Origin of the sequence: Actinoplanes sp. CA-252034, from assembly GCF_050956125.1 — a bacterium.
Taxonomy (GTDB): domain Bacteria; phylum Actinomycetota; class Actinomycetes; order Mycobacteriales; family Micromonosporaceae; genus Actinoplanes.
Genome location: NZ_CP191846.1, coordinates 4,620,529 through 4,640,172 on the forward strand (window position 1 = coordinate 4,620,529; position 19,644 = coordinate 4,640,172).

Sequence of the window (19,644 nt, forward strand, 5' to 3'; positions counted from 1 at the left end):
TTCGTGCCTCGATCGACCTCGCTCCTCATTCCCGGCCGTGCCGCCAATCGACGGTTCTCCTTTTCGTCGGCCCGATCGTCGTCCCCGCCGTTCTCACGCGCCGACGGTAAGGGTGCCCGGCCGTATCCTCCTGCCGCGTACGGGTGTGCCGAGTGGTAGATCGTGATCACTACTGTCGGCCGTATGCCGATGTCGTCCTACCTCGCCGGTCTTCGTGCTCGTGTCGGCCACGACCTGGTGATGCTGCCCGGAGTCAGCGCCGTCGTCCGCAACGGGCGAGGGCAGATCCTGCTCGGCCGACGCAGCGACGACGGGTCCTGGGGACTTCCGGCCGGCGCCATCGACCCTGGTGAACAGCCGGCCGATGCTGTTGTTAGGGAGATCTACGAGGAGACGGGCGTGCTCGCCGAGATCGACCGGATCGGCGGGGTCGCCTTGAACCGGGCCATATACCCGAATGGCGATGTCTGTGAGTACCTCAACGTATGGTTCCGTTGCCGTGCGGTCAGCGGGGAACCCCGGGTGAACGACGACGAATCCACCGAGGTCGCCTGGTTCGATCCCGATGCCCTGCCGGAGCTCGACCCGCTGTCGAGGCTGCGGATCGACACGACGCTTGCCGCCGATGCTCCGGCGTGGTTCGCCAGGCCCGGTGAACGCCACCCCGCACTCGACCGCCCTCAACGTGGCGGAGCACCGGCGGACGAAGGCGGACGCCGAGCGTACTGATGTGTGCGGCCCTCCACCATCGGACCGGCCGCCGCCCCGATGGGTTGAGTGCGACCACCGGTCCGGGCCCGTCAGCCGACGACCCAGTCCACGGTCTCTACCGTGGACGCCACCCGTAGCCGGGCGAGCCGGCTGCCCGGCGCCACCTCGAATACGACATACTGGTCTCCTTCGGCACTCGGCGGGAGCCAATCGGTGGACTCCCACGACTCCACCGGAAACATCCAACCGGTGTCTTGAGCAGCGCCGAGCACCCAGCTGCGCGACGTCTGGGACCGGGCGTCGCCCAGATTGCGGATGTGCAGGCGGAACGTTATCCGGGTCCCACCGGGCGACGGCAGCTCCGCGGTCTCCGACAGGGTCGCGGTGATCTCTGTCAGACGGTTGGTGAAACCTCCGACGATCGCGGTCGTACCGAGGATAAGCGTCTTGCAGGGTTGGGAGGCGATCGCGTCCAGTGTCAGGACCGAGGCGGGGCTCGGGTTGCGGTATGCCGGGATTCCGCCCTCAGGCGTCGTGCATCTCTTGTCCGCGTCGGGGACGGCGACGAATCCGTCATGGGTCGTGCCGAACGCGTTGAGAGTCGGCGACGGAGAGGGAGACGGGCTCGGGAGTAGCGCCGGAGAAGCGGCACGGGCTTTCCGGAGGGCCGCCAGGACGTCCGGGTCGAGACGCCGGGTCAACGGGTTCGGCTCCCGGGGCAACCGGTCGGCGGGGGTCCGCCCGGACGCCGACGGGCGGTTCGCCACCAGAGCGGCTGACAGGACCATGATGGCCAGGAGGGGAGCCGCGATCACCGAGGTCCAGTCACGACGAGTGCGTGACGCTGCCGGCATCAGGTGGCGAGGCGTCGATGGTTCCGGAACGGCTGGTTCGGCGACCGGACCGGCGATGCCCCGTTTGCTGCGGTGGGCGCGCACCATCATTCTCACGCCGGCGACGGCGGCGACTCCGCCGACGATGAGGGCGGCCCAGCGTCGCGACGGCATGGTCACCAACTACCGTTCGGCAGGCTGCGGCCTGATCTGAGCCGGCCCGTTCTGGGGGCGGTACGGCCGGGAGTCGCTCAGATCGGGCCGGTTCTGGTCGATCGGCTCAGTTGTGGCCACGCCATCGGGACACCGCGCCGGCCGTACGTGGGCACGGCTCGGCGCGGTTCCGGTCGTACTCATCCTGGTCTCGGCAGCCCTGATCGTCACCTGGTGGCGTCCCTGGCATCCGCGGACCGCGTCCACCGGGAGTGGCGGCACCGCGGGGGAATGTCCGGCAGCCCCGCTCGCGGAACCGGAATTCCGGCTGCCCGGCTCGCTGGCCACCGACAGTCGAGTCGCCCTCAGCCGCGCGGCCTGCCGAACAGTCGAGCTCGGCGAGACAGCACAACTCGGGCGTCACCCCGATTCGATGATGGAGGCGACCGCCCTCTGGGCCGTGCGCCCCGACGAACATCCGGCGACGCCGCCGGTGCCGCCGGGGATGCAGCGGAAATGGTTCCGGCTGCAGTTCAGGAACACCGGAACGGCAGACTTCCACCTGCCGTACGTCTGGGTGTGGGCGGCATCTCCGGAGGAGGGCTGGAACGCCGGCGTCGACCTGCCGATCGCCGCCGGTACCGTCCATCCGGGCGACGTGGGTGAGCAGCTCACGGCGTTCGACGTCACCGACGGCACCCGGCTGACCCGGCTCCGGCTGGGCCGCGACGGCACTGCCGACTGGGTCATCGCCTGATGACGCTCCGCATTGGTGGGACGGGTGAATCATCGACCGGATTAGCTTTTCGACGTGTTGGGTACAAGGCGGCCGGCGGGAAACGCCCGCCGACGAAACGGAGCACGTCATGCTGGTTCTGGGACTCATTCTCCTGCTGTTGGGCATCTTCCTGAAGGTGTCGATCCTGTACACGATCGGCATCGTTCTACTGGTGATCGGTGCGGTGCTGTGGGTTCTCGGCGCCATCGGCCGCCCGGTTGGTGGTCGAAAAGTCTGGTTCTAGCCTCCCCGGTCAGTCCACGCTGAAAAGGGCGCCCCACCTCGTGTGGGCGCCCTTTCGCGTACGTGGACGGTCTGACGTGGACCACGAGGAACGGATCACGTCGACGTGGTGGCCGCGGCGCCCGTGATCACCACGTCCAGGCACTCCCGGAACAGGTCGTCCACCGTCCGGCCGGGCTCGAAGTACTCGGTGATGGCGGCCATCACCGTCGGGTGCCGCTCGGTGAACGCGGTCATGTCGAAGGCCTCGAGCGCTGCCGTGTCCGGCCGGGGCGCCTGCTCCTCGAGCACGTGGCCGACCGTGAACCGCTCGACGGTCAGGACGATCACGCGGGCCTGTCGCAGCGGGACGCCCCGCGCCACCAGCGTGCTCATGGCCAGTTCGGAGATCGCGGCCATGGTGACCGAGAGCTGCGACGACGAGACGACCCGGGCGCCGTCCGGATGGGCGAGCAGTGCCCGGCGCAGCCGTTCGGCCAGCTCGCTCAGCCACTCCTGCCAGAGCTGATCCGGCTCCGGTGGTGACAGGTCGCTGAACTGTTGGTCGAGGATCGCGTCGGCGAGCGCCGTGACCAGAGCCGCCTTGTTGGGCAGATGCCAGTAGAGCGTCGGCGATCGCACCCCGAGCCGCGCCGCCAGCTTGCGCGTGGTCACCCCGTCGAAGCCCTCCGCGTCGAGCAGGGCCACCGCCTCGGCGACGATCCGCTTTCGGTCCAACGCCAATTCCGGCACCTCCGGCCGTACTCTATCAGTGCTAGAGTCGCCCTATCAGTGATAGATAGCGGGGTTGACGATGACAGATCAGCGCACGTTCCGCGGCCTCCTGCACCGGGCGACACATCGGATCCCCGGGGTCCCCGCCCACACCGACCACCCGGGCGGCCACCGGCACGCACCGCACCCATCGCGAGCTCACCGGCGAAACCACTCGCCCGGCCGTCCACCGCGGTTCATGCCGGCCTGGCAGCGCCGGATCGCCGCGCTCTTCAACCAGCAGCCGTGACCGGCTCGGCGGTGTCGTCACCGCCGAGCCGGCACCACGGTGAGTCGGCGACCAACTCCTCCAACGCTGCAAGACGATGCGGAGCGCGGGTCGAAATGGCACCGTAGCGTGGCCCGGTATGAGCGACTGGGATCGGGCCTTCCACGCCTACGGCCCGGCCCGCGGCGGCGAGGAACTGCTGGACGTGCTGCGCCACGGTGGCGAGGAGGCCTACGTCCGGGAGTATCCGGAGGCGGTCTGGCAGCCCTACTCGTTCCTGTGGTCGGCGCTGTACTGCGGAGGGCGGATCACCCCGGCGACGGTTCTCGCCCTGCGGTACCTCACGGACGCGGTGATCGCCGACGACTTCGGAGGCACGGATCGGACGCTGCGTGAGGCCGCCGTGTGGTGGATCCGCGACGTGGCCCGGGCCGCGGTCACCGCCATCGACCCGGACGGCGACCGCCGCACGGCGGCCCGCCGCGACGAACCCGCCGTCAGCGCATGGCTCGACGGCCATCTGAGCCGGGAACGGCCGATCTTCGATGGGGGCGACGGATCCGGCGAGGTGCTGCTCGCCGCGGCTCGCGCCGACTGCTTCGACCTGCTGCCCGCGTGCCACGCACGGCTGTCGACCTTGCCGGGGCGGGAACTGCCGGACCGGCTGAGGGCCGCCCTCGCGAGCGCCCTCGCCACCCTGGTCGCCCATCCCCGCCTGCGCCACCATCGCGACGAGGTCGTCGCCCGTCACACCGAGGAAGCCCGGCACGGCACCCCCTACCACCGGGCCTCGATGCTGATCGGCCTCGGCGAGCTCGGCGCGGCGACGATCGGGTGGCTCACCGATCAGGACGTGGTGGTACGGGTGTGTGCCGCGCTGGCTCCGGGGCTGGCCACCGACGACGCGGCAACCGAGGTGTTGCGCCGGGCCACCCTCGATCCGCCGGCACTGGACCGGGACCTCGACGGAATGCACCTGCACCAGATGCCGTTCCACCAGCGCGCTGTCGCCGAGGCCCTGTGCAGCCGGTTCGACCGGTTCGATCCGCTGGTGGACAGCGCCGTCGCCGCCGTCGGCTACGACGGGATCCAGGGGCCCGGCATTCTGGCGGAGCCCTATCTGCGTAAGGCGTTCCCGGCGGGGCTGCCGATTCGCGGTACGGCGGCGCAGCGAGCTCTGGCCCGGACGGTCGCCGACCACGACGGACTATGGCGGGACTCCGGCAGCCCGACGCGCTCGTTCGCCCGGATCGGCCTTCCGGCGGACCGGGCTGCCTGGGTACGGGCCTCGTGATCGAATATTGACAACCGGCGCTTTGATGAAGTGATCACCGGAGCGGGGGAGTGGGATGGCGGAGAAGGACACACTGACGACCGCGGTCGAGGAACTGGCCTGGCAGGTCGCCCGGCAGCGGGGCGTGGGGGAGCGGCGGATGGAGTCCGCGTCGCCGTGGGAGCCGGGTCTCGGGCAGGAGCAGCGGCGCGAGGCGTGGCTGGCGACTCTGGCCGCGCTGGAGGCCATCGAGGCCGAGGCCGCCCGGCTGGCGGAGACCGCCGCGAGCCGGGCCGCCGAGTTCGGGGCCGACCCGCGGGAGATCGGCGAGGTGACCGGCCGGAGCGGGCGACGACGCTGGTCCCGGTTGTTCGGGCGGGAGAGCGGCGCCGGGCTGGGGACGCTGTCGGCGCACGGGCGGGCGGCGATCAGCCGTCTGGACAACCTGCCGCCGGTGTAGCTCTGCCGGCACACCGAGATCGCCGCGCAACCATGGCGCCGAGAGTCTCACAACCGCGCTACCAGCAGCGGCGGCCTGTGGACCGGTGGGCGGCGAGATCGCCTAATCGACACCGAAGTGCGAGAAGACGACGCGGTGATCGTTCTCGTGGACTTCGTCATAGCACACCACCGGCCGGCCGTCGATCTGTACCGGGCGCCGGTGCCGGTCGTACACCGCGACTTTGACCGGGAAGTAGTCGTCCAACATCCCCTCCTCCTCGAACGGCGGGAGTGGTCGCGGTCGGGACGCCCTGGCGTTCGGCGGGGCGCCGGAACCAGTCGGACAGCCAGGTCCAGTCGATGCGCGGGTCATCACCGCCGCGGCGAGCGATCTGCCAGGCGCTGGAGATCTGCACCAGCGACCAAAGGTCGGCTGTGGTCTTCGTCCCCTCATCTGCGAACTCGGCGGGGTTGCGATCAGGCGCCCACGCCCTGCCGATCCGGAAGGGACGCGCCCGACGGATAGGCTGCGCCGATGGTCATCGACGTCGTGGACCGGGCCGCCGCCGCCATCGCCGCCCGTGAGCCGGTCAACGGCATACGCATCGTCGGCATCGACGGCCCGAGCGGCTCGGGGAAGAGCCACCTCGCCCGCGGACTGTCCCGAGTGCTGACGGCGCCGATCATCGAGATCGACGACTTCGTCTCCTGGGACGACTTCGCCGGATGGTGGCCACGCTTCGACGCCCAGGTGCTCACCCCGCTGCTGCGCGGCGAGGACGCCCGCTACCAGGCCAGAGACTGGACGGACTGGTACGGCGGCACGCTCGGCGAGTGGAGGATCCAGCCCTGGGCCTCCACCGTGGTCCTCGAGGGCGTCACCTGCACCCGCCGCGAGACGATCGACCGACTCGTCTACGCGATCTGGGTCGATGCGCCGGCACCGTTACGGCTGGCGCGTGGCCTCGCCCGCGACGGCGCCCTCCCCGGCGCCGAGCAGCTCTGGCAGAGATGGATGGCCGAGGAGGAGGAGTTCTTCGCCTCCGACGGCACCCGGGACCGCGCCGACCTCGTCCTCGACACGTCCCATCACCGTTGACGGCCGGTCAGGACTGCTCGTGCGGCGACGACTCCCGGTTGCGGGCCGGCTGCTCGTGCTGCACGACGGCGCGGCGCGGCCCGGTCCTCGCCCGGCTGCGACGACGCCGCGGGCGCGCGTCCGAGTGCGGGAAGACGAACCGCTTGAAGGCCCAGAGCCGGAAGCACATGGCGATCAGCGTGCCGATGATGATGCCGCTGACGAAGTCGGCGATCTCCTGCACCGGGCGGCTCACATCGGGCTCGCGCAGCAGCAGGACGTAACGGGAGACGTAGAGCGGCAACGAGTTGAGGACCACGCCGACCGCGCTGACCGAGAAGAACAGCGCGGCCTCGTGATGCCGTTCCCGGCCGCCCCGGGTGCGGAACGACCACTCCCGGTTCAGCACATAGGACAGGATCGTGGCGACGATGGTGGCCAGAGCCAGCGCGGTCACCGGCTTGTCGGTGAGGACGGTCAGCTTCAGCGCGTAGTTGATGACGGTCGTCACGAGGAAACAGACCCCACCGACCAGCAGGAACTTCACCGCTTCGTGATGTCTGCGCAGGATCTTCGGAAGCCGCATCCCGCCGAGCCTAGCCCGGCCGCGCCACCGCCGCGCTCCCGCAGACAGGGCGAGGACGACCCCGCCCTGTCTCATCGGCCACGAGAGACCGTTGTTCCTTCTCAGTTGACGAGGCGCGCAGGTTGCGGCGCCGGCAGCGCACCCTGCTGACCGTCGGCGGCCCCGGACACCTCGGCTTCCGCGGCGCGGACCTCGGCGGTGACCCTCTCGGCCTCGGCGGCCGCTGCTTCGGCCGCCTCCGTCGCCTCGCGTTCGACGGCCACCGGGTCGAGGCCGCCGTGCCGGGGCTCGTCGCCGACCATGTTCGCCAGGCCACCGAGCGCGCCGCCGAGACCCTCGAGGGCCTTGGTCAACTCGGTCGGCAGGATCCACACCTTGTTGGCGGTGCCGTTGGCGATCTGCGGCAGCGATTGAAGGTACTGATAGGCGAGCACCTTCTGGGACGGGTTGGCCTGATGGATGGCGTCGAAGACGGTACGGATCGCCTTGGCCTGGCCCTCGGCCTGCAGGATCCGGGCCTGCCGGTCACCGTCGGCACGCAACACGGCCGCCTGCTTCTCACCCTCGGCGGTCAGGATCTGCGCCTGCTTGTGACCCTCGGCGTTCAGGATCGTGGCCCGGCGCTCCCGCTCGGCGCGCATCTGCTTCTCCATCGAGTCGCGGATGCTCGGCGGCGGCTCGATCGCCTTGATCTCCACCCGGGTGACCTTGATGCCCCAGCGGCCGGTGGTCTCGTCGAGCACGCTCGACAGATGCTTGTTGATCTGGTCACGGCTGGTCAGCGCACGCTCCAGGTCGAGGGAACCGATCACGTTGCGCAGCGTGGTCACGGTGAGCTGCTCGATCGCCTGCAGGAAGTGCGAGATCTCGTAGGTGGCCCGCACCGGGTCGACGACCTTGAAGTAGAGCACCGTGTCGATCGAGACGACCAGGTTGTCCGACGTGATCACCGGCTGCGGCGGGAACGAGACGACCTGCTCACGCATGTCGACCTTGGTCCGGACCGCATCGACGAACGGCACCAGCAGGTTGAGACCGGGCGACAGGGTCCGCTTGTACTTACCGAGCCGCTCGATCACATCCGAGCGCTGCTGGGGAACTATTCGCACGGATTTCAGGAGAGTGACGACGGTCAAAAGAAAGAAAGCGGCAAGAATGATGCCGAGGACAGCGTCCATATGCGCGAACCACCTCGTTGTCCGATAGAACGAAAATCAAATACGCGGGCCGTCGACACCGGGCAGATCGTCACGCCACACCAGAACGGTGCCGTCACTGACGTCGACGATTCGGACCCGCTCGTCGAGAGCGTGGACATCGCCACCGTCGACGGCACGCGCCTGCCACAACTCGCCGTCCACCCGCACCATGCCGTGCTCGGCGTCGACCTGTTCGACCACGACGGCGGAGGCGCCCCGCATCGTCGCCGTGCCCATGCGGACCACGTCATCGCCGCCCAGGTGACGACGCAACGCCGGGCGGACGGCCACCAGCGTCAGTGCCGAGATCACCACGAAGACGCCGCCCTGCACGGGCACGGGCGCGCCCAGCCCGGCCGCCGCCGCGGCGGCCAGCGCCCCGGCGGAGAACATCAGAAGGAAAAGGGTCGTCGTGAAGATTTCCGCCGTGGCCAGCGCAACGGCGGCGATAATCCACAGCAGAACATCCATGAATCGATAGTGACACGGCCACAGGCAATCTGCCACCGATCCTCCGCCGACCGAATTCCGAAACCGTCACGAGATTGTCATCGATCCGTTGGGCGACACCTACGAAGTCGGGTGACCCGTGCAAAAAGGGGGTCATCGGTGGTCGTACAGCAGGGCGGCGATCGCCTCGTGGCCGGCCGCGTTCGGATGGTCGCCGTCCGGGCCGAGGAAGCCGGTGGGGTCGCTCGCGAACGCCGCCGACGTGTCGAGATAGGTCGCCCCACTGCGTTCGGCGGCCTCCCGGAGCGCGTCGTTGCAGTACCGGGTGGCCCGCTTCGCCTCCTCGAGCCCCTCCGCGCCGTACGTGTCCAGCCCCACCGCGCCGTCGCGGACCACGTTCCAGTAGCCCAGTACCAGGACGTCGACCGGGCCGTCGTGTTCACCGTGCACCGTGTCGACGATCGACGACACGGTGCTCCGCACGGCCCGTGCCGTCTCCGGATAGTCCTCACCGGCGTCGAACGCCTCGGCCATGTCGTTGGCGCCGGCCATCACGACCACCAGGGTCGCCGACCTGATCTCGTCGCGGACGTCGGTCGTGCCGACCTGTTCCCGCACGTCAGCCGCGGTGAAGCCGGGCTCGGCCAGATTGACCGATGCGGCGCCCGGTGACAGCAGTCCCGCGTACCGATCGGGGAACGGCACACATTCGCATCCGGTGCCGGCCGGGACGGAGTCGCCCAGGGTGACCACCACCGGCTCCCGCGGCCCCGGGGCCGGCTCCGGTGCGGTGCACGCGCCCAGCAACAGCAGGGTCGCCACCGCGACCCGCCGCAGGATCAAGACGTGGTGAGAGCGAGCGCGGCGGTCGGGTCGGTCGCGCGGCGGGCGGGCAGGAACGCCTCCGCGGTCAGCGCCGCGACGGCGATGCGCGGCAGATCCCGGGCGGTGGGGAAGCACAGATACCGAGGTTGCCACAGGGGAAGGAGCTTGGCGTTCGCCCGGTACAGCGACTCGATCTGCCACACCCGCGAGAACAGCCGCAACAAGCGGTGCCACAGGCGCAGCACCGGCCCGGCGCCCAGCTGCTCGGCGCGGGCGAAGACCGAGCTGCGTGCCGGCCGCGGCTCACCCGGCCGCACGAGCAGCACCACCGCGGCCAGCACCGCCAGCAGCCCGAACGTGCCGGTGGTGTAGCTGACCGTGTCGGCGGCCCACGGCCGGGCGAACCGCACCGGCCCGGTGATGCCGATCAGGCCGAGCGCGGCGTGTGCGACCCAGGCCCGGACACCGGGCGTGCCGATCAGATGGTCGGCCCGGACGGCGATCTCGAACAGGCCGAGAAGAAAGCCGGCGCCGGCGAATCCGGTGAGCGCGGTCACCGCGCGCCATCGGCTGCGCGGCCCGGGAAGAGCTTTGAATTCCTGGCGTACGGCCACCAGCACCGCCAACAGCATCGCCGACGCCTACGAGGTCGACGACCACCGCGTCAGCGTGCCCCTGGCCTCCGGCGACACCGCCTGGATGTCCGTGGTGCGCCGGCCCGCCCGGCACTGAGCGGACCCTGGCCGGCTCGTGTCACGGCCCGGCGGGTAGCGGCGGGGCCGGTGGACGATCCTGCCTCTGCCAGGTCACCGTGCCGGCCCACCGACGGCAGGACGTCTCCCGCGGGCGAGCACCAGAGCAGCCTGGGACACCAGCACCCCGGCGACCGCCACCACGAACGCGAGGCCGACACCGGCCGGAACGAGCAACACCGAGATCAGGAAACAGAACACCGCGAACCCGGCCAGCCCGTGCAGCACCCCCGCCATCGTCCGGATCACCGCCGGCGCGCCCTGCTGGGCGTGCACGAATCCGGCCACCACACTCGTCGCGATCGGGAAGGGTGCCAGGATGCCCGTCACCACCGGCCCCGCCGTGGCCGCGATTCCCGTCACGAACAGCACGAGCGCAGCCGTCGCCACCGCGCGCCCCGGTAGATCCCACCACGGTGACCGCACCGTACCGGCGCTGGACGGGCCCTCATCGATGACCGCGACCAGCCGCCGTCCGGCCCAGATCGTCGCCATCACCAGCAGCAGTGCCCAACCCGCCGCCAGACTCTGGCCGGCGAGCACGATGTCGGCGAGCCCGGTCGCCAGCCAGGCCACTGCCAATGCGCCCGGCCACCGCCATCGGCGGCCGGCGTAGGCGAAGACGACCGCGAAGACCGCCAGCGACACCAGGCCCAGCAGTGAAGCCGCGGCCGCCCGGGCGCCGAACGCCACACCGTGCTCCACCGAGATGATCAGCAGGATCGGACCGGCCACGATCGGGAACGCCACCAGCACACCCGTCACCCGATCGCCCCACCGGCGGCCCGCCAGCGACGACCCCACCACCAGCAGCGGAGCGAGAACGAGCTTCAACAGCAGCGTCACCGCCACACTCTAGTCAGCCGCTCCCGTCCCGGCCGCGGTGGCGTTCTCCCGCTCGGTGCCGCCGTGATCACCGCGGCGCCCGCACCCCACGAAGACGGGTGCGGACGCCGCGGCCATGTGCAACGGGGTGCCGGTGGCTCAGACCAGACGCCGGACGACGTAGCTCTTGCTCCAGATCTTCTGCTTGGAGACGGTCTTCCCGGTCCGCGGCGCCGACCACATCTTGCCGCCGCCGGCGTAGATGCCGGCGTGCGTGCCGCGCGTGCCCTTGCGGATGATGATCAGGTCACCCACGCGGGCCTTCGACTTCGCCACCGCCTTGCCGTACCGCTGCTGCAGATTGGCCTTGTGCGGCAGCTTCTTGCCGGCTGCCTTCTTGTAGACGTACATCGTGAAACCGGAGCAGTCGAACCGCTTGGGCCCGGCGGCGCCGAACTTGTACTTCTTGCCCTTGTGCCGGGCCGCCTCGCTCACGACCCGGTTGCCGGCAAGCTTCGACTTGGCGGCTGCCGAGGTGGTGGTGACGGTGGACAGGCTCACCGCCAGGGTGGTCTGCGGCAACGTCTGGACGGCGGCGACGGTCGCCACCTGCGGGGCGGCGGAGACCGACTGTGGAGTGCCGAGCCCGCCGGTGAGCAGACCGAGACCCACGGACAGGGCGAGAGTGCCGGTTCCCACGGTACGGGTGGGCCGGCTCAGGGTACTTACGCGCACGGTGAAGGAATCCCTCCGGCACGCCTGCGAGGTTAGCTGTCGGGTTCGGGCGCGAAGGATTGCCCGGCCGCACGCTGGCGGCTTCACCCCGAGGCCCTCACGTCCCGGACCGCCGCGAACGGCGTGCCGGTCGAGGACCGATGAATGGTTCCCCCGTCCCTGCCCCCGATCGCCTCATGACTCGTCATGCGGGCTCGTGCCGTCGGACCGGGGCAGGGCTCGGCGTGGTCCAGGTCGACACGACCGGCGGGCAGGTGCCCGCCGCCTCTCCTTGATAGCCCGGCCCGCGGCGGTACCGGCCCGCCTCCTCGATCACGCACCGTGACGTACGCCCGGGATCGTGTCCGTTTTGGACGCCCGTTGCGAGGTTTGTCGAAACGCCCCGCTCATGTGTGATCACACGGTGGTGGTGTGGATCTGTGAAGGGGAACACGGCGAAATGTGGCCGGTCGCTCTGCGTAGTCTCGACAGTGGTCGCCCGATCCGCCGCGCCGGAATGGCCGACCAGTCGGGCGGCACCGCCCCGTAGGGCAACCGACCCGCAACCTGCGGATGTCTCACCCCGCCGTCCCGCCGAACGATGAGGCAGACCCGATCGACCGCACCGGCCGGCGATGGAGCCGCGCCGACGCCGGACGGCAACCGTGAGGAGACACGTTGATGACCCGTCCCCGCAGCGGGCACGCAGCCGGGCCGGTCGCCGCGCTGGTGGCGCTGACCCTCGCCGGCGGCGTGAGTGCCGGCGCCACGCCCGCGGCCGCGGCCGTGAGCGGTCACACCGTCTCGGCGGCCGCCGCCGACATCCGGGCGGGACTCACAGCCGATGCCGCCACCACCGCCTTCCAGGACCGGCTGGACAGCGCCCTGCAACGCATGCTGGACACCGTGCTCGGCCCCGGCCGGTCGACGGTCGCCACCAACGTCGAGCTCGACCTCGACCAGGTCACGACATCCAGCACCACCTACACCCGTGATGCGTCCGCCGGTGCCCTGTCCGAGCGGGTCAGCGAGCGCTCCTACACCGGCGACAGCGGCGCCGCCCGGTATCGGAGCAGCAGCGCGTCGCGTGTCAACGCACTCGACGAGCTGCACGAGACCCGCCGCGAGGCACCCGGCGACATCGTCAGACTGAGCGTCGCCGTCCTCATCGACGATGCCGCCGCGGCGAACGTCGACCTGGCTCAGGTCCGGGAGCTGATCGGCGTCGCCGCCGGTATCGACGTCAGTCGCGGCGACCAGCTGACGGTCACCGCCATGCCGTTGCGATCCGGTACGGCCACCCCCGCCGACAGTGCCGTTGCGCAGTCCGGTGCCGCGTCGCACGCCGGGCCACGAACGGCGCTCGTCGTCGCCGCTCTGATCCTGCTGATCGGGGGCATGCTGGTGGCCGTCCGGCGGCGGCGCGCCCGGGCAGCGGCGGCCTCGGCGGCAGCGGACCGGCACGGGTTGCTACGAGCCGAGCTGTACCACCACCGCCCACCGGTTCCGGCCGCCACCGTGCCGATCGCCGCGGCACCCGACCGCGGCCGGGAACAGCAACGCGCGATCATGCCGGTTGATCCGGCCCGGGCCGCGCAGCATCTGCGAGGCTGGATCGGCCCGGCCTCGTAGCACTACCGGGTGCGGTCGCCGTCTCCGCCGTGGCCGGTCGGTGGTTCGGGTCGGGGCGGCGGGTGTGCCGTGATCCGTCGTAGAGCCCGGCTCGGCGTCTCGTGTCGACGGGACCGTCTCTCACCGGTCTCTCATCGACGGCGGCGCAGATCGGCGTCATCACCGGCGCCGTCGACGAGATGAGAGACCATGCCCCTGACCGGCATACCCCTCATCCTCGTGGCGGGGCTCGGGGTGATCCTCTGTGCGGCCGGCACCGTGCTGGCCTGGCGGCGGGAGTGGCGGCCACGGCAGTTGGTGCGGCCGCTCGGGATCCTGCCCACCGAGGCGCTGCTGATCACGGTCGGTCTGGTGGTCAATCGGTCCGAGCTGTTCTACACGTCGCGGTCCGGGTGGCCGCCCTGACGGCCTCCTCTGACGCCTCGACCCGCAAGCCTGAGCCCCACCACGAGATATAGGGGTTTCGATATCTTGTGGTGGGTGCCGCATCGCTGTTCTCCTACGGCCAGCCAAGAATCGGTCTCGACCCTAGGAAGCCCCCCATGAACCTCAGAACGGTGACGGCAAGACCTGCCGTAGCTGTCCTCGCCGTGGTGACGCTGGCGCTCGGCGCCCTGCCCGCCTCGGCCGGAACGCGATCGCCCGGCACGACCCGGCCGGCGCTCGCCGCCGCAACACTGGCCGCCGCGCCCACCGTGGACGTCGCCAACGTCAACGCCCACCTGCAGCAGCTGCAGACCTTCGCCACCGGCAACGGCGGCAACCGGGCCACCGGCACGGCCGGCCACACCGCGACGACGACCTATCTGCAGCAGAAGCTGCAGGCGGCCGGCTACACCGTCACCGTGCAGACCTGCACCACCTGCGCCGGCTCGGCGAAGAACATCATCGCCGACTGGCCCGGCGGCGACACCGCCAACACCTACATGTTCGGGGCACACTCCGACAGCGTGTCGGCGGGTCCGGGCATCAACGACGACGGCTCGGGTACGGCCACCCTGCTCGAAGCCGCACTCCAGCTGGCCGCGAACAGGCCGACCATGGCCAACCACCTCCGGTTCGGATGGTGGGCCGGTGAGGAGCAGGGGCTGATCGGCTCCAAGTTCTACGTCAACTCGCTGACCACGGCCCAGAAGAGCGCGATCAAGGCGTACGGCACGTTCGACATGATCGCCTCCACCAACGGCGGTTACTTCGTGACCGGCACCGACGCCGTCGCCGTGAAGCTGCGCGAGTACTTCACCTCGATCAACGTGCCCACCGAGACGTCGACCGAGTGCTGCAGCGACGACGGCTCGTTCCGCAACGCCGGCATCCCGTCGTCGATCAACTCCACCGGAGCGAGCTACACCAAGACCAGCGCCCAGGTGACCAAGTGGGGCGGCACCGCCGGGCAGGCCTACGATCCCTGCTACCACAGGGCGTGCGACTCGTACCCGTCGAACGTCAACACGACCTCGCTGGGCCGCTGGGCCAACGCCGAGTTGTACGCCGCGTGGAACCTCACCACCGGCACGCCGACGGGCAACGACTTCTCCCTGTCGCTCAGCCCGGGCACCGGCGCGGTGACTCCGGGCTCGTCGGCCACGGCCACCGTGAGCACCGCCACCACCTCCGGCAGCGCGCAGACCGTCACCCTGACCAGCTCGGGTGCACCCGCCGGGGTCTCGGTGACCTTCAGCCCGGCGTCGGTCACGTCCGGTGGGACCTCGACCATGACTCTGGCGAGCACCACGGCCACCACGCCCGGCGCCTACACGATCACGGTCACCGGAACGGGCACGGCGACACGCAGCGCGTCGTACACGTTGACTGTCGACTCGACCGGCGGATGCGCCGGCGCCGGTCAGAAGCTCGGCAACGCCGGTTTCGAGAGCGGCACGACACCGTGGACGGCCACGACCGGTGTCATCGGAGCGAACACCGGTGACGCGGCGCCGAGGACCGGCACCCGGGACGCGAAGCTCGGTGGCTACGGCTCGACCCGTACCGACACGCTGACCCAGTCGGTGACCCTTCCCGCCGGGTGCGGCTCCTACCGGCTGACCTTCTACCTGAAGATCGTCACCTCGGAGACGACCTCCACCACCCAGTACGACAAGCTGACCGTGAAAGTCGGCACCACCACGTTGCAGACGTTCTCCAACCTCAACGCCGGCGCGTACACCCTGCGCTCCTATGATCTGGCCGCCTTCGCCGGGCAGACCGTCACCGTCGGCTTCACCGGGACCGAGGACTCGTCGCTGAAGACGTCCTTCGTCATCGACGACACCGCCCTGACCGTCGCCTGACCCCGGATCCCTCATCCGGCGCGCCGGGTCCGCCGCCCGGCGAACCCGGCGCGCCGGGCGGCGACCCAGACGAAGAGCATCGCGGTGATCGCCCCGACCGCGAGGCGGGCGGTCCGCCCGGGCCCGATGTGCTGCAGGCGGCGATCGCGGTCTGCCACACCGCCGAAGACCGATGGGGTACGCATCAGCGCGCTCCACCAGGCCCTGGAGCGCCTGCTCCCGACCCCGCCGGCCGGTCCGGCCCCCGCACGGCTGGCCGAGATCTTCGCCCCGAGCTGGCCGGACGTGTCGCCGCGCACCGCCTGCGAGCGGGGTGCCCGCCGTCCGCGCCGGGTGCAGTCGTATCGGGCAGGCGCCACGTCTAGGGCGTTCCCGGTCGGGTGCAACCCCGCGAGGTGTCTCCCATACCTACCTTGAGCTGCGTCGATGCCGTTCGCCGACGATTTCGCCGAAACCTCGGGAAAGGGGTTGGGAGCCCTCTCTACGGGGATTCGTGTGGCGATTCGATCGTCGGCAGGAGGCATGGTGAGTGATTCGGTGGGCACGGCGCACGTGTCCGGCCCTTCGCGGTCGAACGGCACGTCCGCGGCCGGGCGGGGCAGGGACGCCGGGCGAGGCAGGGACGCCGTCACCCACGCGGCGGCGGAGGTCAAGGACACCGCCAGGGAACAGGCGCAGCGCGTCGGCGCCGAGGCGCAGGCACAGATACGCACGATCGTGGCCGAGGTGCGCGACAAGCTCGGCGAGCAGGCCCGTACCCAGAGCGAGACGCTGGTCGGCTCGCTCCGGCAGGCCGCCGACAACCTCGACGAGATGCGGGGCGACCGGCAGGACTCACCGGCCGCGACCGTGGTCGCCCGGGTCGCCGACGGTGGCCGCCAACTCGCCGACTATCTGGACCGGCACGGTCCCGACGGTGTCCTGCAGGAGGTCCAGGACTTCGCCCGGCGCCGCCCCGGAGCGTTCCTGGCGACCGCCCTGGCGGCCGGCTTCGTCGTCGGCCGGCTGGGCAAGAGCGTCGCCCAGGCCGAACCCGCGGCCCGGGTCGGCTCGCCCGAGCCCGCGCCCGTCGCCGAGGCCGGTACCGCGGCCCCCGCGGGATCGGGCGTTGCCGCCGCGCCGCGTCGCGGCACCACCGAGGCCTCGACGGCCCCGGATCGGGCCGAGGCCCCGCCGCCCCGGGATCGCGCCGAGGCCTCGCCGGTCCGGGATCGCGCCGACGACTCGCCGGTCCGGGATCGCGCCGACGACTCGCCGGCCCAGGACACCACGGCGGATCCGCAGGCCCTGCTCGACCAGTTCACCCGCCTGCAGCGGAGCCGGATCACGCGGCCGTGACGACCCGTACCGCGACGTCGACCGACGGTATCAAGAGGTTGATACTGTTGCGAGGTGAGAGTCGTCGTCTGTGGAGCCGGCATCGGCGGGCTGTCGCTCGCGCACGCCCTCTCCCGCCACGTGGAAGTCGTCGTGGTCGAGCGGGACGTGACCGCAGCCGACACCGGCGGGTACAGGATCAGCATCGACGACGAGGCATGCCGGGCCCTCGGGAGACTGCTCCCCGGAGCGCTCCTCGACGAGGTACGTTCGTTGTCCGACACCGGCAGCGCGTTCGAGCAGTTCACGATCGCCGACTCCCGATTGCGGCCGATCGTCGTGGCTCCCGAGCCGGCCGGCCAGGACCGGATCCTGGCACAACGCCAGTTGCTGCGGGTCCTCCTCGCCCGTGACATCACCGCCACGATCAGGTTCGGCTCGACCGTTCGAGCGGTGTCGCAGGATCAGTACGGCGCAGCCGTCACCCTGACCGACGGCTCGGTGATCGAGGGTGACCTGGTCGTCGCGGCGGACGGCGCCGACTCGGCGGTCGTCGCCTCGATACTCGGCCGCTCACCGACCCGCGACCTGGGGCTCACCGGCATCGCGGGCTGGACCCCGCTGAGCGACGCGAGTCCTCCCGGCTACCTCCGGCGCGGGCCGGCCCTCGCGTTCGGCCCCGACGGCACCGGAGTGTTCCTCTCACTCCACCACCCGCCGGCCACGCCGACGGCGGACCCCCTGATCGCGGGACTGCTCGGAGAGCCGGCTCTCATCTGGGGAACGATCACCCGGAGCTCCCGCCTCACCCCGACCCGGGACGCGGCTGCGGAAGCGCTCGTGCACCAGGCGACGACCCTGCTCGACAGGTGGTCACCGTGGCTCCGCGAGCGGGTGTCCCACTCCGACGCGTCCCGTACCGCGGCGTTCAGGTTCCGTGCGGTCGACCCGGCCGGACCGATCGCGGGCTGGACACCCGGCGTCGTGACCGCCCTCGGAGATGCGATCCACGCGATGCCGCCGACCGGCGGTCGAGGCGCCTCCACCGCCATCTGCGATGCGGCCGACCTCGCCCGCGCCGTCGACGACCACCTGCAGGGAGCACCCCTCGACCAGGTGCTCGCGAGGTACCAGCGCCGCATCGTTCCCCGCGCACGATCGGCGGTCCGCGACTCGCTCGGCCCCGTGCGCGTCATCAACGCCCTGAGGCATCGCCCGGCCCGACTCCTCGCCCGACCGGTGCTGAACGCTGCGGGCGCACTCGGCGCCTGGCGCTACCGAGACGCCCGATGACCCCACGATCCCGGTCCGGCGGCGACCCTGCTCCCACGCTCTTGCTCTGGGAGATCCAACAGACCGCCCGGGTCGCAGCACGACATTTTGAACGGGCCGTGCAGGGCGCCGGCATCAGCACGGCCGAGTTCGGTGTGCTGGCGTGCGCCAACGACGAGCCCGGGATCACGCAGGCGGAGATGGCGCGCCAGCTTCACATCCGGCCGCAGGCGCTCACCGCCCCCATCGACAAGCTGCAACGACGGGGACTGCTCGAGGGGACCGCAAGCGGGCGTGGCCGCAAGTCGCGGCTGACGATCACCGTCGCAGGCCGGGGCGCCCTCGACGCCGCCTGGCCTGCGATCATCGCGCTCAACGCACCCGGGAACCTCGACATGACCGAGCAGACCGCGCGGGCCCTCGCGACCCGGCTCGATCGGCTGCGCCGCCACCTGACCGGGGCCCCCGGGCCGGCACACCGGGACGGATCGTCCTGAGCGCCGCCATCCCCGGCGTGGACGTGCCGGACCGCTGTGTGTGGGCGGCTACGGTGGTCGGATGTCTACCAGACTGTCTCCTGCGGAATGGGTACGGCGACGTCGGGCCGATCTCGTCGACCGGCGGCTGGAGGTCGCCGGCGCGCGCGCGTTCGGCCGGCTCGACAGCCTCGGCGAGAGCTGGCACATCGTGGACTGGTCGGAGACCGGCCTGTCGCGGCGGCACGACGAGAACGACCCGCTGGGCGCCCGCGCCGGGTTTCTGGCTGTCGGCCCCGGCGGGGTGTATGCGGTCACCGTCGCTGACCAGGGACTGTTCCGGGTCCTGATCGTCGGCGACGTGGTGCAGATCAACGGCCGGCGGCTGTCGTATGTGGCCGAGGCCCGCCGCGCCGCCAGCCGTGCCGCCGAGGCGCTCTCGGCGGCGGCCGGCGTCAACGTGCCGGTCGTCCCGGTCCTCGCCTTCACCGGTGCGGGCGCCATGAGCACCAACGGCGTGCCCACCACCTGCCTGGTCACCACCGATCGCGAGCTCGACAGGGCTCTCACGTCCGGTGGTCACCGGATCAATCAGGACACGGCGTCGCGCCTCGCGAAGATCGCCCGCGACTGTGCGCCGACCGCCGACGAGTCGCCGGGACGCCCCACCCCGCGGCAGCCCGGTCGCTGACCGGCTCTGCCGCCGGCGCTGTGTAGCTCGGGCGAGCTACACGGAAAGTGTCCGCTGTACGGGGACATTTTCCGGCGTACGAATCCGTAGGTTTCCCCGCAGTCGCGGCGGGCTGTCGCGGA

25 protein-coding genes and 1 riboswitch are annotated in these 19,644 nt (G+C 71.0%); of the genes, 14 read left to right on the forward strand and 11 right to left on the reverse strand.

Annotated features, from left to right (window positions below; all coding sequences use genetic code 11):
- Positions 1–183 precede the first annotated feature (183 nt).
- Positions 184–729 (forward strand): NUDIX hydrolase, encoded by a 546-nt coding sequence (locus tag ACQPZW_RS20950; RefSeq protein ID WP_433796600.1) that lies wholly within the window; start codon positions 184–186, stop codon positions 727–729.
- Positions 730–800: 71 nt separating this feature from the next.
- On the opposite strand, the gene ACQPZW_RS20955 is transcribed toward ACQPZW_RS20950, so the two are convergent.
- Complete coding sequence (locus ACQPZW_RS20955) at positions 801–1,718, reverse strand: hypothetical protein (RefSeq protein WP_433796601.1); 918 nt, start codon at positions 1,716–1,718, stop codon at positions 801–803.
- A 112-nt stretch (positions 1,719–1,830) separates the two neighbouring features.
- On the opposite strand from ACQPZW_RS20955, the gene ACQPZW_RS20960 reads away from it, so the two are divergent.
- Both ACQPZW_RS20960 and ACQPZW_RS20965 read left to right on the forward strand, forming a co-directional pair.
- Positions 1,831–2,454 carry a hypothetical protein gene (locus ACQPZW_RS20960; RefSeq protein WP_433796602.1) on the forward strand — a complete coding sequence of 208 codons (624 nt, stop codon included), beginning with the start codon at positions 1,831–1,833 and terminating at the stop codon, positions 2,452–2,454.
- Between the two features lie 109 nt (positions 2,455–2,563).
- A complete protein-coding gene (locus ACQPZW_RS20965; RefSeq protein ID WP_433796603.1) occupies positions 2,564–2,719 on the forward strand; it encodes a hypothetical protein in 156 nt (51 codons plus the stop codon).
- A 95-nt stretch (positions 2,720–2,814) separates the two neighbouring features.
- Here ACQPZW_RS20965 and ACQPZW_RS20970 read toward each other — a convergent pair whose 3' ends face one another.
- Entirely contained in the window at positions 2,815–3,441 is a 627-nt protein-coding gene (locus tag ACQPZW_RS20970) for a TetR/AcrR family transcriptional regulator C-terminal domain-containing protein (protein WP_433796604.1), read from the reverse strand.
- A gap of 398 nt (positions 3,442–3,839) precedes the next feature.
- On the opposite strand from ACQPZW_RS20970, the gene ACQPZW_RS20975 reads away from it, so the two are divergent.
- Both ACQPZW_RS20975 and ACQPZW_RS20980 read left to right on the forward strand, forming a co-directional pair.
- Positions 3,840–4,994 carry a hypothetical protein gene (locus tag ACQPZW_RS20975; RefSeq protein WP_433796605.1) on the forward strand — a complete coding sequence of 385 codons (1,155 nt, stop codon included), beginning with the start codon at positions 3,840–3,842 and terminating at the stop codon, positions 4,992–4,994.
- Positions 4,995–5,049: 55 nt separating this feature from the next.
- The gene (locus ACQPZW_RS20980; protein WP_433796606.1) at positions 5,050–5,433 is read left to right on the forward strand and encodes a hypothetical protein; all 384 of its coding nucleotides are present in this window, start codon (positions 5,050–5,052) and stop codon (positions 5,431–5,433) included.
- A 102-nt stretch (positions 5,434–5,535) separates the two neighbouring features.
- Here ACQPZW_RS20980 and ACQPZW_RS20985 read toward each other — a convergent pair whose 3' ends face one another.
- Complete coding sequence (locus tag ACQPZW_RS20985) at positions 5,536–5,682, reverse strand: hypothetical protein (RefSeq protein WP_433796607.1); 147 nt, start codon at positions 5,680–5,682, stop codon at positions 5,536–5,538.
- 267 nt (positions 5,683–5,949) lie between these two features.
- On the opposite strand from ACQPZW_RS20985, the gene ACQPZW_RS20990 reads away from it, so the two are divergent.
- Positions 5,950–6,513 carry a uridine kinase family protein gene (locus ACQPZW_RS20990; protein WP_433796608.1) on the forward strand — a complete coding sequence of 188 codons (564 nt, stop codon included), beginning with the start codon at positions 5,950–5,952 and terminating at the stop codon, positions 6,511–6,513.
- A 7-nt stretch (positions 6,514–6,520) separates the two neighbouring features.
- Here the strand turns inward: ACQPZW_RS20990 and ACQPZW_RS20995 are convergent, their stop codons facing one another.
- From ACQPZW_RS20995 to ACQPZW_RS21015, 5 genes are all read right to left on the reverse strand, one after another.
- Positions 6,521–7,078: a GtrA family protein gene (locus ACQPZW_RS20995; protein WP_433796609.1), complete on the reverse strand. Its 558-nt coding sequence runs from the start codon at positions 7,076–7,078 to the stop codon at positions 6,521–6,523.
- Between the two features lie 101 nt (positions 7,079–7,179).
- Positions 7,180–8,256, reverse strand: a complete 1,077-nt coding sequence (locus tag ACQPZW_RS21000; protein ID WP_433796610.1) for an SPFH domain-containing protein — start codon at positions 8,254–8,256, stop codon at positions 7,180–7,182.
- Between the two features lie 36 nt (positions 8,257–8,292).
- A complete protein-coding gene (locus ACQPZW_RS21005) occupies positions 8,293–8,748 on the reverse strand; it encodes an NfeD family protein (protein ID WP_433796611.1) in 456 nt (151 codons plus the stop codon).
- A 132-nt stretch (positions 8,749–8,880) separates the two neighbouring features.
- Positions 8,881–9,570, reverse strand: coding sequence for an SGNH/GDSL hydrolase family protein (locus ACQPZW_RS21010; RefSeq protein WP_433796612.1), 690 nt, complete (start codon positions 9,568–9,570; stop codon positions 8,881–8,883).
- Positions 9,567–10,109: a phosphatidylglycerol lysyltransferase domain-containing protein gene (locus ACQPZW_RS21015; RefSeq protein WP_433796613.1), complete on the reverse strand. Its 543-nt coding sequence runs from the start codon at positions 10,107–10,109 to the stop codon at positions 9,567–9,569. Before ACQPZW_RS21015 ends, ACQPZW_RS21010 begins: the two co-directional genes overlap by 4 nt.
- 34 nt (positions 10,110–10,143) lie before the next feature.
- Here ACQPZW_RS21015 and ACQPZW_RS21020 point away from each other — a divergent pair, with 34 nt between their 5' ends.
- Positions 10,144–10,284 carry a hypothetical protein gene (locus ACQPZW_RS21020; protein WP_433796614.1) on the forward strand — a complete coding sequence of 47 codons (141 nt, stop codon included), beginning with the start codon at positions 10,144–10,146 and terminating at the stop codon, positions 10,282–10,284.
- A gap of 74 nt (positions 10,285–10,358) precedes the next feature.
- Here the strand turns inward: ACQPZW_RS21020 and ACQPZW_RS21025 are convergent, their stop codons facing one another.
- Positions 10,359–11,150, reverse strand: a complete 792-nt coding sequence (locus ACQPZW_RS21025; protein ID WP_433796615.1) for a hypothetical protein — start codon at positions 11,148–11,150, stop codon at positions 10,359–10,361.
- A 138-nt stretch (positions 11,151–11,288) separates the two neighbouring features.
- Positions 11,289–11,864 carry a C40 family peptidase gene (locus tag ACQPZW_RS21030; RefSeq protein WP_433796616.1) on the reverse strand — a complete coding sequence of 192 codons (576 nt, stop codon included), beginning with the start codon at positions 11,862–11,864 and terminating at the stop codon, positions 11,289–11,291.
- Positions 11,865–11,870: 6 nt separating this feature from the next.
- A riboswitch (cyclic di-AMP (ydaO/yuaA leader) is annotated at positions 11,871–12,049 on the reverse strand.
- A gap of 475 nt (positions 12,050–12,524) precedes the next feature.
- Here ACQPZW_RS21030 and ACQPZW_RS21035 point away from each other — a divergent pair.
- The 3 genes from ACQPZW_RS21035 to ACQPZW_RS21045 all read left to right on the forward strand — a co-directional run bounded on the left by ACQPZW_RS21035 (position 12,525) and on the right by ACQPZW_RS21045 (position 15,766).
- Entirely contained in the window at positions 12,525–13,475 is a 951-nt protein-coding gene (locus ACQPZW_RS21035; protein ID WP_433796617.1) for a flagellar M-ring protein FliF C-terminal domain-containing protein, read from the forward strand.
- A 189-nt stretch (positions 13,476–13,664) separates the two neighbouring features.
- Positions 13,665–13,880, forward strand: a complete 216-nt coding sequence (locus ACQPZW_RS21040) for a hypothetical protein (protein ID WP_433796618.1) — start codon at positions 13,665–13,667, stop codon at positions 13,878–13,880.
- A gap of 137 nt (positions 13,881–14,017) precedes the next feature.
- On the forward strand, positions 14,018–15,766 hold the full coding sequence (locus tag ACQPZW_RS21045) for a M28 family peptidase (protein WP_433796619.1): 1,749 nt from the start codon (positions 14,018–14,020) through the stop codon (positions 15,764–15,766).
- Between the two features lie 11 nt (positions 15,767–15,777).
- Here ACQPZW_RS21045 and ACQPZW_RS21050 read toward each other — a convergent pair whose 3' ends face one another.
- On the reverse strand, positions 15,778–15,951 hold the full coding sequence (locus ACQPZW_RS21050) for a hypothetical protein (protein ID WP_433796620.1): 174 nt from the start codon (positions 15,949–15,951) through the stop codon (positions 15,778–15,780).
- 340 nt (positions 15,952–16,291) lie between these two features.
- Between ACQPZW_RS21050 and ACQPZW_RS21055 the strand changes: the two genes are divergently transcribed.
- The 4 genes from ACQPZW_RS21055 (at position 16,292) to ACQPZW_RS21070 (ending at position 19,522) form a co-directional block, all read left to right on the forward strand.
- Entirely contained in the window at positions 16,292–17,104 is an 813-nt protein-coding gene (locus tag ACQPZW_RS21055; protein WP_433796621.1) for a hypothetical protein, read from the forward strand.
- Positions 17,105–17,158: 54 nt separating this feature from the next.
- Positions 17,159–18,376 carry an FAD-dependent oxidoreductase gene (locus ACQPZW_RS21060; protein ID WP_433796622.1) on the forward strand — a complete coding sequence of 406 codons (1,218 nt, stop codon included), beginning with the start codon at positions 17,159–17,161 and terminating at the stop codon, positions 18,374–18,376.
- A complete protein-coding gene (locus tag ACQPZW_RS21065; protein ID WP_433796623.1) occupies positions 18,373–18,852 on the forward strand; it encodes a MarR family winged helix-turn-helix transcriptional regulator in 480 nt (159 codons plus the stop codon). The genes ACQPZW_RS21060 and ACQPZW_RS21065 overlap by 4 nt, the downstream gene beginning before the upstream one ends.
- Before the next feature lie 61 nt (positions 18,853–18,913).
- Positions 18,914–19,522: a hypothetical protein gene (locus ACQPZW_RS21070; protein WP_433796624.1), complete on the forward strand. Its 609-nt coding sequence runs from the start codon at positions 18,914–18,916 to the stop codon at positions 19,520–19,522.
- Positions 19,523–19,644: the final 122 nt, after the last annotated feature.

Coding starts and splice junctions, on each gene's coding strand:
- ACQPZW_RS21035 (WP_433796617.1), top strand. CDS start 12,525: ATGACCCGTCCCCGCAGCGGGCACGCAGCCGGGCCGGTCGCCGCGCTG.
- ACQPZW_RS21005 (WP_433796611.1), bottom strand. CDS start 8,748: ATGGATGTTCTGCTGTGGATTATCGCCGCCGTTGCGCTGGCCACGGCG.
- ACQPZW_RS20950 (WP_433796600.1), top strand. CDS start 184: ATGCCGATGTCGTCCTACCTCGCCGGTCTTCGTGCTCGTGTCGGCCAC.
- ACQPZW_RS20985 (WP_433796607.1), bottom strand. CDS start 5,682: ATGTTGGACGACTACTTCCCGGTCAAAGTCGCGGTGTACGACCGGCAC.
- ACQPZW_RS20995 (WP_433796609.1), bottom strand. CDS start 7,078: ATGCGGCTTCCGAAGATCCTGCGCAGACATCACGAAGCGGTGAAGTTC.
- ACQPZW_RS21045 (WP_433796619.1), top strand. CDS start 14,018: ATGAACCTCAGAACGGTGACGGCAAGACCTGCCGTAGCTGTCCTCGCC.
- ACQPZW_RS21070 (WP_433796624.1), top strand. CDS start 18,914: ATGTCTACCAGACTGTCTCCTGCGGAATGGGTACGGCGACGTCGGGCC.
- ACQPZW_RS21065 (WP_433796623.1), top strand. CDS start 18,373: ATGACCCCACGATCCCGGTCCGGCGGCGACCCTGCTCCCACGCTCTTG.
- ACQPZW_RS20980 (WP_433796606.1), top strand. CDS start 5,050: ATGGCGGAGAAGGACACACTGACGACCGCGGTCGAGGAACTGGCCTGG.
- ACQPZW_RS21050 (WP_433796620.1), bottom strand. CDS start 15,951: ATGCGTACCCCATCGGTCTTCGGCGGTGTGGCAGACCGCGATCGCCGC.
- ACQPZW_RS20965 (WP_433796603.1), top strand. CDS start 2,564: ATGCTGGTTCTGGGACTCATTCTCCTGCTGTTGGGCATCTTCCTGAAG.
- ACQPZW_RS20975 (WP_433796605.1), top strand. CDS start 3,840: ATGAGCGACTGGGATCGGGCCTTCCACGCCTACGGCCCGGCCCGCGGC.
- ACQPZW_RS21040 (WP_433796618.1), top strand. CDS start 13,665: ATGCCCCTGACCGGCATACCCCTCATCCTCGTGGCGGGGCTCGGGGTG.
- ACQPZW_RS20990 (WP_433796608.1), top strand. CDS start 5,950: ATGGTCATCGACGTCGTGGACCGGGCCGCCGCCGCCATCGCCGCCCGT.
- ACQPZW_RS20955 (WP_433796601.1), bottom strand. CDS start 1,718: ATGCCGTCGCGACGCTGGGCCGCCCTCATCGTCGGCGGAGTCGCCGCC.
- ACQPZW_RS21000 (WP_433796610.1), bottom strand. CDS start 8,256: ATGGACGCTGTCCTCGGCATCATTCTTGCCGCTTTCTTTCTTTTGACC.